General features: G+C 52.4%; 10 protein-coding genes. 3 read left to right on the top strand and 7 right to left on the bottom strand.

All coding sequences use genetic code 11. The annotated features are described in order from the left end of the window. Positions 1–73 precede the first annotated feature (73 nt). Both exuR and exuT read right to left on the bottom strand, forming a co-directional pair. On the bottom strand, positions 74–850 hold the full coding sequence (gene exuR / locus ACJHX3_RS03195) for a transcriptional regulator ExuR (protein WP_000406487.1): 777 nt from the start codon (positions 848–850) through the stop codon (positions 74–76). A gap of 129 nt (positions 851–979) precedes the next feature. After that, entirely contained in the window at positions 980–2,278 is a 1,299-nt protein-coding gene (gene exuT / locus ACJHX3_RS03200; RefSeq protein WP_001226465.1) for a hexuronate transporter ExuT, read from the bottom strand. A 482-nt stretch (positions 2,279–2,760) separates the two neighbouring features. On the opposite strand from exuT, the gene uxaC reads away from it, so the two are divergent. From uxaC to ACJHX3_RS03215, 3 genes are all read left to right on the top strand, one after another. Continuing rightward, on the top strand, positions 2,761–4,173 hold the full coding sequence (uxaC, locus tag ACJHX3_RS03205) for a glucuronate isomerase (protein WP_000187442.1): 1,413 nt from the start codon (positions 2,761–2,763) through the stop codon (positions 4,171–4,173). Between the two features lie 14 nt (positions 4,174–4,187). Then, positions 4,188–5,675 (top strand): altronate dehydratase, encoded by a 1,488-nt coding sequence (gene uxaA, locus ACJHX3_RS03210; RefSeq protein ID WP_001199356.1) that lies wholly within the window; start codon positions 4,188–4,190, stop codon positions 5,673–5,675. Between the two features lie 82 nt (positions 5,676–5,757). Further along, positions 5,758–6,309, top strand: coding sequence for a YgjV family protein (locus tag ACJHX3_RS03215; RefSeq protein ID WP_000128138.1), 552 nt, complete (start codon positions 5,758–5,760; stop codon positions 6,307–6,309). A 4-nt stretch (positions 6,310–6,313) separates the two neighbouring features. Here the strand turns inward: ACJHX3_RS03215 and sstT are convergent, their stop codons facing one another. The 5 genes from sstT to ACJHX3_RS03240 all read right to left on the bottom strand — a co-directional run bounded on the left by sstT (position 6,314) and on the right by ACJHX3_RS03240 (position 11,759). Then, positions 6,314–7,558: a serine/threonine transporter SstT gene (gene sstT / locus ACJHX3_RS03220; RefSeq protein WP_000211655.1), complete on the bottom strand. Its 1,245-nt coding sequence runs from the start codon at positions 7,556–7,558 to the stop codon at positions 6,314–6,316. 615 nt (positions 7,559–8,173) lie between these two features. After that, the gene (gene alx / locus ACJHX3_RS03225) at positions 8,174–9,139 is read right to left on the bottom strand and encodes a TerC family membrane protein Alx (RefSeq protein ID WP_001098805.1); all 966 of its coding nucleotides are present in this window, start codon (positions 9,137–9,139) and stop codon (positions 8,174–8,176) included. A 282-nt stretch (positions 9,140–9,421) separates the two neighbouring features. Further along, positions 9,422–10,408, bottom strand: coding sequence for a Gfo/Idh/MocA family protein (locus ACJHX3_RS03230; protein WP_001308965.1), 987 nt, complete (start codon positions 10,406–10,408; stop codon positions 9,422–9,424). A gap of 78 nt (positions 10,409–10,486) precedes the next feature. Next, positions 10,487–11,179 (bottom strand): vancomycin high temperature exclusion protein, encoded by a 693-nt coding sequence (locus ACJHX3_RS03235; protein ID WP_000942561.1) that lies wholly within the window; start codon positions 11,177–11,179, stop codon positions 10,487–10,489. Between the two features lie 76 nt (positions 11,180–11,255). Continuing rightward, positions 11,256–11,759, bottom strand: coding sequence for a M48 family metallopeptidase (locus ACJHX3_RS03240; RefSeq protein WP_001308964.1), 504 nt, complete (start codon positions 11,757–11,759; stop codon positions 11,256–11,258). Between the last annotated feature and the right edge of the window lie 26 nt (positions 11,760–11,785).

The raw sequence follows: 11,785 nt of genomic DNA on the forward strand, positions 1-11,785 counted from the left end.
AGGCTGACACTTTATACTTTTCGCTTACCGACGAAGCAAACAGGCGCATTGCAGCGCCTGTCGGATGGAAATTTCATTTGCTGCCGCTGGTGGCCGTATCGAGATGCACTACCGGGTTTTCTGCGAACAGATAGCGGTCGGCATTGAACTCGAAATCGTCGCTGGTTTCGTTAAATAACATGATTTTGGTGTTTTCCAGATGCTGCCACATTGCCAGCTTAGCAGCATGAGGATCTTTGCGAATTAACGCCTTGAGGATCTGATCGTGGTCATCGCACCAGTTATCGACAGTACGGGCATCAATGTGTTCGTGCAGTTTTTTCCAGTACGGGTTATGGCTACGTTGGGTCCACATTTTTTCAACGATAGCCGCCAGGGCGGAGTTCTGCGTCGCCAGGGCTACCTGAATGTGGAACTGCAAATCCCACTCGGAATCACGGAAGCATTGTTCGCCGCGCGCCTGCTCCTGGATGGCCATCAGTTTCATGATGTCCTGTTTCGTTACCTGAGTTGCCGCGAACTCGGCAATATTACTTTCGATGAGCTGGCGAGCCTGGAGCAACTCAAACGGACCGTAATTGGCGAATTCCATATTATTGTCCGCCGCCTGCTGATGACGCGGCTGGTTGGAAACCACGTGAATACCTGAACCTTTACGCACCTCCACATAGCCTTCAACTTCCAGCATGATGATGGCTTCACGAACTACCGTACGGCTGACGTTCTTTTCATCGGCAATAAAGCGCTCAGCAGGCAGTTTATCACCCACCAGATAGACGCCCTGTTCGATGCGCTCTTTCAGATCAGCGGCAAGTTGTTGATACAAACGGCGTGGTTCAGTGATTTCCATATGCGCTCCAGGCATGATACGGCAGACTATATTTGTTATACCACTTTTGCGAGTTTAGCTCTACTCACAGTGATGAAAAAGCCGCCTGAGAAGGCGGCTTTGAAGGGAAACTAAAACTTACACGAAGCCTTAATGTTGCGGTGCAGGATCGTTATGTGTTTCCTGCGCCACCTCAATCGCCGGTTTGTTCTGCAACACCGTCCAGATAACCAGCGCACCCAGCAGGTCAAATACTGCCAGAACTGCGAACAGCGGGCTGAAGCCGATGGTGTCAGCCAGTGCACCGACAACCAGCGCAAACAGCGTACTTGCCAGCCATGCGGACATCCCGGTTAAACCGTTCGCCGTTGCCACTTCGTTACGACCAAACACGTCGGAAGAGAGCGTAATCAGCGCGCCAGACAGTGCCTGGTGGGCAAAACCACCGATACACAGCAGCATAATTGCGACATACGGGTTGGTGAACAGACCGATCATACCCGGGCCAATCATCAGCACTGCACCCAGCGTTACGACCATCTTACGAGAAACGATCAGGTTCACACCAAACCAACGCTGGAACAGCGGCGGCAGGTAACCACCGAGGATACAACCGAGGTCAGCAAACAGCATCGGCATCCAGGCGAACATCGCAATCTCTTTCAGGTTAAAGCCGTAAACTTTAAACATGAACAGCGGGATCCACGCGTTAAAAGTACCCCAGGCCGGTTCTGCCAGGAAACGCGGCAGCGCGATACCCCAGAACTGACGGTTACGCAGGATCTGACCAACGGACATTTTCTTCGCCGTGCTCACCTGGTGCTGGGCTTCCTGACCATTAATAATGTAGTCGCGTTCTTCATCGGTCAGATGCTTCTGGTCGCGCGGATGTTTATAGAAAATCAGCCATGCCATTGCCCAGATAAAGCTCAATGCACCGGAGATGATAAATGCCATCTGCCAGCTGTGCATCACGATTGCCCATACCACCAGCGGCGGTGCAATCATCGCACCAATCGAAGAACCTACGTTAAAGTAACCTACCGCGATGGAACGCTCTTTCGCCGGGAACCATTCGGAGCTGGCTTTCAGACCCGCCGGGATCATCGCTGCTTCCGCGGCACCGACCGCACCACGAGCAACAGCCAGTCCGCCCCAGCTACCTGCCAGCGCGGTTGCACCACAGAACACGGCCCACAGCACAGCAAACATTGCATAACCGATTTTCGTACCCAGCACATCCAGTACATAACCTGCTACCGGTTGCATGACCGTATAAGCAGCAGAATAGGCTGCGATGATATAGGAATACTGTTGGGTGGAGATGTTTAACTCTTCCATCAGAGTTGGCGCAGCTGCCGCCACAGTGTTACGCGTCAGGTAACCAAGCACGGTGCCGAGCGTCACCAGTGCGATCATATACCAACGTAACCCTTTAATTTTACGCATGTAAAACCTCATCGTTTTGTTATATCCGCAGGAAGCGCGGCCATCATCCCGCCAGAGGCTGAAGATGTTAGTTACGACCGGGTAACCGAAAAAAAACCGGCACGCCCCGAACGTTGCCATGAAAGTTTCGTGCTAATTCGGCTTCCGTACCGGTTAACCCGATTCATCTAACAAATGAATGAATCGGCAATTTGCATTCCGTCGACTTATGATTTGCGACGGCAGAAAGATAACTTGTCATACAACTTTAAAAGGTGAGAGCCATCACAAATGTGGGAATATTTGTAGGGACATTACCTGACGACAGCGAGGCCAGTACTGGCGCGGCCTGCAGCGAGATTTACCACTTTGAGAGTAATTTTTTTAACTACGTTTATTGATCTATCTCACGAAAATATCTTCGGACTCTGGAAATTGGTGTGATAACTTTGTCAGCATCGCACCATAAGCAAGCTAGCTCACTCGTTGAGAGGAAGACGAAAATGACTCCGTTTATGACTGAAGATTTCCTGTTAGATACTGAATTTGCCCGCCGTCTGTATCACGACTACGCAAAAGACCAGCCGATTTTCGATTATCATTGCCATTTGCCGCCGCAGCAGATTGCGGAAGACTATCGTTTTAAAAACCTGTATGACATCTGGTTGAAGGGCGATCACTACAAATGGCGCGCTATGCGTACCAACGGTGTGGCCGAGCGTCTGTGCACCGGTGATGCGTCTGACCGTGAAAAATTTGACGCCTGGGCGGCGACTGTTCCGCACACTATCGGCAACCCGTTATACCACTGGACGCACCTCGAACTGCGTCGTCCGTTTGGTATCACTGGCAAATTGCTTTCTCCGTCAACTGCCGATGAAATCTGGAACGAATGTAATGAACTGCTGGCGCAGGATAACTTCTCCGCGCGCGGCATCATGCAGCAGATGAACGTGAAAATGGTCGGCACCACCGATGACCCGATCGATTCTCTGGAGCATCACGCAGAGATCGCCAAAGACGGCTCTTTCACCATCAAAGTGCTGCCGAGCTGGCGTCCGGACAAAGCCTTTAACATCGAACAGGCGACCTTTAACGACTACATGGCGAAGCTGGGTGAAGTCTCTGATACCGACATCCGCCGCTTTGCTGATCTGCAAACTGCCCTGACCAAACGTCTGGATCACTTCGCCGCTCACGGCTGTAAAGTGTCTGACCACGCGCTGGATGTGGTGATGTTTGCTGAAGCGAACGAAGCGGAACTGGACAGCATTCTGGCGCGTCGTCTGGCTGGCGAAACCCTGAGCGAGCACGAAGTGGCACAGTTCAAAACTGCGGTGCTGGTGTTCCTTGGTGCCGAATATGCGCGTCGCGGCTGGGTACAGCAGTACCACATTGGCGCGCTGCGTAATAACAACCTGCGTCAGTTCAAACTGCTGGGGCCGGATGTAGGTTTTGATTCCATCAACGACCGTCCGATGGCGGAAGAGCTGTCTAAGTTGCTGAGCAAGCAGAACGAAGAAAACCTGCTGCCGAAAACCATTCTCTACTGCCTGAACCCGCGCGATAACGAAGTGCTGGGCACCATGATCGGTAACTTCCAGGGCGAAGGTATGCCGGGCAAAATGCAGTTCGGTTCCGGCTGGTGGTTTAACGATCAGAAAGACGGTATGGAACGTCAGATGACCCAACTGGCGCAGCTCGGTCTGCTGAGCCGCTTTGTCGGTATGCTGACTGACAGCCGTAGCTTCTTGTCATACACCCGTCACGAATACTTCCGCCGCATTCTGTGCCAGATGATCGGTCGCTGGGTGGAAGCGGGCGAAGCACCGGCGGACATCAACCTGCTGGGCGAGATGGTGAAAAATATTTGCTTTAACAATGCGCGTGACTACTTCGCCATTGAACTGAACTAAGGTCTGGGGTTGATATGCAATACATCAAGATCCATGCGCTGGATAACGTCGCGGTCGCTTTAGCAGATTTGGCGGAAGGCACAGAAGTCAGTGTCGATAACCAGACTGTTACGCTGCGCCAGGCTGTTGCTCGTGGACATAAATTTGCGTTAACGGATATCGCAAAAGGGGCCAACGTCATCAAATATGGCCTGCCGATTGGTTATGCATTGGCGGATATTGCGGCGGGGGAACACGTTCACGCCCACAATACGCGCACGAATCTGAGCGATCTGGATCAGTATCGCTATCAACCTGATTTTCAGGATCTGCCTGCGCAAGCGGCAGATCGTGAAGTGCAGATCTATCGTCGCGCTAACGGCGATGTCGGGGTGCGCAATGAGCTGTGGATCCTGCCAACCGTGGGCTGTGTTAACGGCATCGCGCGGCAGATCCAGAACCGTTTCCTGAAAGAGACCAACAACGCCGAAGGTACTGACGGCGTGTTCCTCTTCAGCCACACCTACGGCTGCTCACAGCTGGGCGACGATCACATCAATACGCGGACTATGTTGCAAAACATGGTGCGCCACCCGAACGCGGGCGCAGTGCTGGTGATTGGTCTGGGCTGCGAAAACAACCAGGTTGCCGCATTCCGTGAAACGCTGGGCGATATCGATCCTGAACGCGTTCATTTCATGATCTGCCAACAGCAGGATGATGAGATCGAAGCCGGGATCGAGCATCTGCATCAGCTGTATAACGTGATGCGCAACGACAAGCGCGAGCCAGGCAAACTTAGCGAACTGAAGTTTGGTCTGGAGTGCGGTGGTTCTGACGGTCTTTCTGGTATTACTGCTAACCCGATGCTGGGGCGTTTCTCTGACTACGTGATTGCTAACGGCGGTACTACCGTACTGACCGAAGTGCCGGAGATGTTCGGCGCAGAGCAGTTGCTGATGGACCATTGCCGTGACGAAGCAACGTTTGAAAAACTGGTCACCATGGTCAATGACTTCAAACAGTACTTTATTGCCCATGACCAGCCGATCTACGAAAACCCATCGCCGGGGAACAAAGCGGGGGGTATCACCACGCTGGAAGATAAATCCCTTGGCTGTACCCAGAAAGCCGGTTCCAGTGTCGTGGTTGACGTGCTGCGTTACGGCGAGCGTCTGAAAACGCCGGGGCTGAACTTGTTAAGTGCGCCAGGTAACGATGCCGTAGCGACCAGCGCTCTGGCGGGTGCGGGCTGCCATATGGTGCTGTTCAGTACTGGTCGCGGCACGCCATACGGCGGCTTTGTACCGACGGTGAAAATCGCCACCAACAGCGAACTGGCGGCGAAGAAAAAACACTGGATCGACTTTGACGCGGGTCAGCTGATCCACGGTAAAGCGATGCCGCAGTTGCTGGAAGAATTCATCGATACCATCGTTGAGTTTGCCAACGGTAAGCAAACCTGTAACGAGCGTAACGACTTCCGCGAACTGGCGATCTTCAAAAGCGGCGTAACGCTATAAAGTCGAAATGAGTTGTTAATAAAAAACGGCGTTTCATAATGTGAAGCGCCGTTTGCTTTTCCAGACCTGCTAAGGATTTATCATGACCGCGTATTGGCTGGCCCAGGGCGTGGGTGTCATCGCCTTTCTGATTGGTATCACAACATTTTTCAACCGTGACGAACGCCGCTTTAAAAAGCAGCTTTCGGTCTATAGCGCCGTTATTGGCGTACATTTTTTTCTTCTGGGCACCTATCCCGCCGGTGCCAGTGCCATCCTTAATGCCATTCGTACATTGATTACCTTACGCACGCGCAGCTTATGGGTAATGGCGATTTTTATTGTGCTGACTGGCGGAATTGGCCTCGCGAAGTTCCATCATCCTGTCGAACTACTGCCGGTAATCGGCACGATTGTCAGTACCTGGGCGTTGTTCCGCTGTAAAGGGCTGACCATGCGCTGCGTAATGTGGTTTTCAACGTGTTGCTGGGTGATTCACAACTTCTGGGCGGGGTCGATAGGCGGCACGATGATTGAGGGGAGTTTTCTGCTCATGAATGGCCTGAATATCATTCGTTTCTGGCGGATGCAGAAAAGGGGAATTGATCCTTTTAAAGTAGAGAAAACCCCTTCCGCCGTAGACGAAAGGGGTTAAACAATTAATTACGCAGGGCGCTATTTGCCAGACGATCGTCTTCTGCCTGGCAAGCTGCCGCAGTGAACAGCACGTCAGTTGAAGAGTTCAGCGCGGTTTCGCAAGAGTCCTGCAATACGCCGATGATAAAGCCAACGGCAACCACCTGCATGGCGATATCGTTCGAAATACCGAACATATTACAGGCCAGTGGGATCAGCAGCAGAGACCCCCCCGCCACGCCGGATGCGCCACAGGCACACAGAGAAGCCACTACGCTCAACAGCAGCGCTGTGGGCAGATCGACCGGAATACCCAGCGTATTAACCGCAGCCAGCGTCAACACGGTAATGGTGATTGCTGCGCCCGCCATATTGATGGTGGCTCCCAGCGGAATAGAAACGGAATAGGTATCGCGATCCAGATTCAGCTTTTCACACAGCGCCATATTCACCGGAATGTTCGCTGCAGAGCTGCGGGTGAAGAAGGCATACACACCGCTTTCACGCAGGCACAGCAGCACCAGCGGGAACGGGTTACGACGAATTTTCCACCACACCAGCAATGGGTTAACCACCAGCGCCACCAGTAACATACAGCCAACCAGCACGACCAGCAGTTGCGCGTAGCCCCACAGTGTGGAGAAACCGGTGGTTGCCAGGGTAGAAGAAACCAGACCAAAAATACCGATCGGTGCGAAGCGAATGACCAGTTTCACCATAAAGGTGACGGCATTCGACATATCGTTGACCAGGTTTTTGGTGGTCTCGTTACCGTGACGCAGTGCGAAACCGAGGCCAATTGCCCACACCAGAATCCCGATGTAGTTACCTTTCAGCAGCGCGTCGATGGGGTTGGAAACCATGCTCATTACCAGCCCGCGCATCACTTCGACAATGCCAGACGGCGGCGAAATATCACCCGCGCTACTGGACAAGTGCAGGGTAGAAGGGAAGGCAAAGCTGAAGACTACTGCGGCCAGAGCAGCAGAGAAGGTGCCCAGCAGATAGAGGAACAAAATAGGGCGGATATTGGTTTTCTGCCCGTGCTGGTGGTTAGCAATAGATGCCATTACCAGCATCAACACCAGGATGGGGGCAACGGCTTTCAGTGCGCCGACGAACAAAGTACCTAACAGACCAACAGCTTCCGCCGCGGGTTTTGAGATCCATGCCAGAAGAATCCCCAGAACAAGGCCGACCAGGATTTGTTTTACCAGGCTGCCATGAGCCAGACGCCGGAATAGCCCCGGTGAACGTTGCGTAGTCATTTTTCGATCCTTTCATTGTGTTGTCGCACATCCCTGGTGCGTTCTGTCGACGCATCTTTCAGGATGTAACAAAGTGTTTGCAAGGTCGAGTATAAGGAAAGTTACAGCTTCGGGAAGCGAAAAATGCTGGATTTTAAAGAGAGGTCATATTTTGCAACTTAATGGTTACATTTATTTGACATAAACAGAGGGAAGGACTGGCTACTAAGGCTGATTAGATAACATATGGGCAAAACTATTTGGAATATGAGAACGGTTGCGCTCCTTTAATGTGCTATGCCATATAAAGTCACTGCCGCAGGGAGCGCGCAGGGGGCGGCCAATCGCCGCCGCCCCCTGCACCCCCAGGCTCTGGCGAACAAAATCGCCGCTGCGCGGTTCCCTCAGCTTATCCCTTGCGGCTACCGGGTCGGGCGCAAGGGAACGTCCCTGTAAGATGCGCCCTCGCCGCGCATCCATGCGCGTCGCCCCGGCCTCCAGGGAACGCTTCGGCGATTTTGACGCCACCAACACCCGTGCGGTCTTTTTGTAAAGAGCTATAAGCCGATTACATAATTAATAGCTCACCTTTGTCTGGAATGAGTTATCGCTAGTAATGGCTTAATATACAGCGAATCATTCTCCCCGCTGCTTATCATGCCGATAATTCACCCAGGCGTTGATAATAAACGTCATCACCAGAATGCCAAAAACCACGCCCAGCGAGACGGCGATTGGAATATGGTAGAAGTCGACAATCAGCATCTTGATACCGATAAACACCAGAATCACCGCCAGGCCATATTTGAGCATCGAGAAACGTTCTGCTACGCCCGCCAGCAGGAAATACATCGCACGCAGGCCGAGGATCGCAAACAGGTTTGAGGTCAGCACAATGAACGGGTCAGTGGTCACGGCGAAGATAGCCGGAATGCTATCCACGGCGAAAATCACGTCGCTCAATTCCACCAGAATCAGCACCAGCATCAGCGGCGTGGCATACAGCAAGCCATTCTTACGCACAAAGAAATGCTCGTTGTCGATGGTGTCGGTCATGCGCAAATGACCGCGCAGCCAGCGCACCAGCGGCTTGTCGCCAATGCCTGATTCATCTTCATGGGCCAGCGCCATCTTCACGCCGGTAAACAGCAGGAAGGCACCGAAGATATACAGGATCCAGTCGAACTGCGAAATCAGCCAGCTGCCAGTGAAGATCATGATGGTACGCAGAACAATCGCCCCGAGTACGCCATACACCAGCACGCGCCGTTGTAACGCCGCCGGAACAGAGAAATAGCTGAACAACATCAGCCAGACAAAGACGTTATCGACCGCCAGCGATTTCTCAATCAGATAACCCGTGAGAAAGGCCAGTGCCTGTGGATCGGCAACGGCGCGACCTTCGGTTTGCACCAGATACCACCAGAAAGCGGCGTTAAACAGTAACGACAGCGTCACCCAGACCAGCGACCAGGCCGCAGCCTGTTTCATGGTCATGGCATGTGCCCCACGACGCCCCTGCAACAACAGGTCGATAGCCAGCATAATGGCGACAACAACAGCGAATCCGCCCCATAGCAACGGCGTGCCGACAGTATTCATAGAAGTTCCTTACACATAAAAAAACGGCCAACGTCGGAAGACGTCAGCCGCTGCTTTTTATGCATAGACCTCGCCTTCCGGCAAGGTCTCACTTACAACAAAAAAGGAATACGTCTGCGTATTCCTTTCGGGTTGCCCGGTGACCGGATGTGGTTTTGCACACATCGTAATGACGATCGACCGGCAATGAAGTTACTCCCCTTTGCAGGTAACAAAGTATGACAGACCATTCAGTCAGTCAATGGTCTGTTACATGCCTTTTACACTGCTTTACGGTAACCATTATTGTTTTACGCTATCTGCCGGAAAAATCACCCCAGTCTGGCGGCGGATCTCAGTCAGCAGTTTGGCGGTGATGCGACTGACCGCCAGCCCTGGATGATCCACCAGATGTTCATCCACCAGTTCAGCAAACAGCTCTGCTTCGTAGAGCATGGTATTAATATGCTGCGGTTGGGTGAGATCCTGCATCTGGCTGCCACGCGGAACAAAGCAAACTTTCTGGCATTCAGACAGTTTTTCAATCACCAGCGATCCTGCTTCGCCCTGAATCTCGCTTGCCAGGACAGAATCGCTCACTTTTGAGTGCTGCAACGTAACGCTGAAATCACCGTAATCCATCACCACCACGCCGTGGGCATCCACACCGCTTGCCAGCAAACTGGCGGTTGCCTGCACGCTTTTCGGTTCACCGAATAATGCCACCGCCGACGCCAGGCAGTAAAAGCCGATATCCATAATTGAACCGTTAGAGAATGCCGGATTAAAGGTGTTGGGATTCTCACCATCCAGGTAACGTTGATACCGCGAGGAATACTGGCAATAGTTGAAAAAGACTTTACGCAGTTTGCCGACTTTCGGCAGTGCCTGGCGTAACAGATGAAAGTTCGGCAGGCTGGCGGTTTTAAATGCCTCAAACAGCACCACCTGATTTTCCCGCGCACAGGCAATGGCGGCATCCACTTCCGCCAGATTCGATGCCAGCGGCTTCTCGCAAATCACATGAATTTTGTGGCTAAGGAAAAGTTGTGTCTGGGAAAAGTGCAGGGCATTCGGGCTGGCAATATACACCGCGTCAATGGCATCGCTTTCTGCCATCGCTTCCAGCGACGTAAACAGATGCTCGACAGAAAAATCATTGGCAAAGTGCTGGGCCTGTTCAAGGCTGCGGGAATATACGGCGGTTAACTTGTATTTACCGCTCTCATGGGCGGCCTCGACGAACTGGCGAGTGATCCAGTTCGTACCAATCACAGCGAAACGTATCATAACGCGTGGATACTCCATAAAGGGATTCTGCCGTCAATGTAGCACGCCTTTTTCATCTTCGACGTGCGCAGATACGCATTATTTCTGCGCCGGACAGCCATGCTCACTAAACGGCCCAATCATGACCGATGGCCCGAGATATTTCGGCTGGCGATGGAGGATTTTGGCGTCAATCACCGCGCTGACTCTGGCGAGTTTCTCCCGTAACTGAGTATAAAAACCGTGCTTCATATTGAGGTCTGGCGCGTTAAAGCCGATAGCGTCGATGCCGTACTGTTTTGCCAGCCAGATGGCGCGTTGGTTATGAAATTCTTGCGAAATAATGGTGATATGGTTTTCACCAAACACCTTTTTGGCACGCACCACGGAATCAAGCGTTGAGAATCCGGCATAGTCGCAGAAGATCACTTTCGCCGGTACGCCTTTAGCGATCAAAGCCTGCTGCATACCTGAGGCTTCATCGTAATTTTTACGTCCGTTATCGCCACTTACCAGTAGCCATTTCACTTTTCCGGCGTGGTACAACGCTGCTGCGGTATCAATACGTCGGGTAAAGTAGCGATTACCCGGCCTCGCCCCCAGCAATAAACCCACGTTACGCGCCGGAACTGCATTGACATCGCTCCAGGTCAGCTGCTTGCTGGCGTTGACCATAACGCGATCGGCAATAAAAATGGTCGCTCCTGCTATAAGCAACAATAAACAGCCAAGCTTTAGAGTCCGGCGAGAAAAACAAATACGGAGAAGAAGGCGGGCAAAGGCGCGCAGCATGGTCGTTATCCTTAACGAAAGGGGGGAGGTCGATTTTAGGCGCTAAAGGAAGAAAAGATAACGCCTGACATCATTTTCAGATTTTGTCCTGCCCAAGCGACAACTGGGTTAGCCACAGTCGGGTGTCGAACTCAAGCTGGTGGTACTGGGGTTCCATATGACAGCACAACTGGTAAAACGCTTTGTTATGCTCTTTCTCCTTCAGGTGCGCCAGCTCGTGCACCACGATCATGCGCAAAAACGGTTCCGGCGCGTTGCGAAACACGGTAGCGACGCGGATCTCCGCCTTTGCTTTCAGCTTACCGCCCTGCACACGCGAAACGGCAGTATGTAATCCGAGCGCGTTTTTCAGCACGTGGATCTTATTGTCATACATCACTTTATTGATCGGCGGGGCATTGCGCAGAAACTGATTTTTCAGATCCTGGGTATATTGCCAGAGGGCTTTATCGGTGGCGTAGTCGTGTGTTCCCGGATAACGTTTTGCCAGCACATCGCCCAGACGCTGTTCGTTAATCAGCGTTCGCACCTGGGAAAGTAGCTGGTCGGGATAACCCTGAAGATAAGTAAGATTGCTCATAACCGCCCACGAAAAAGAGAAAAAGG

It is taken from the genome of Escherichia sp. WS1265 (assembly GCF_046487585.1).
GTDB lineage: Bacteria > Pseudomonadota > Gammaproteobacteria > Enterobacterales > Enterobacteriaceae > Escherichia > Escherichia coli.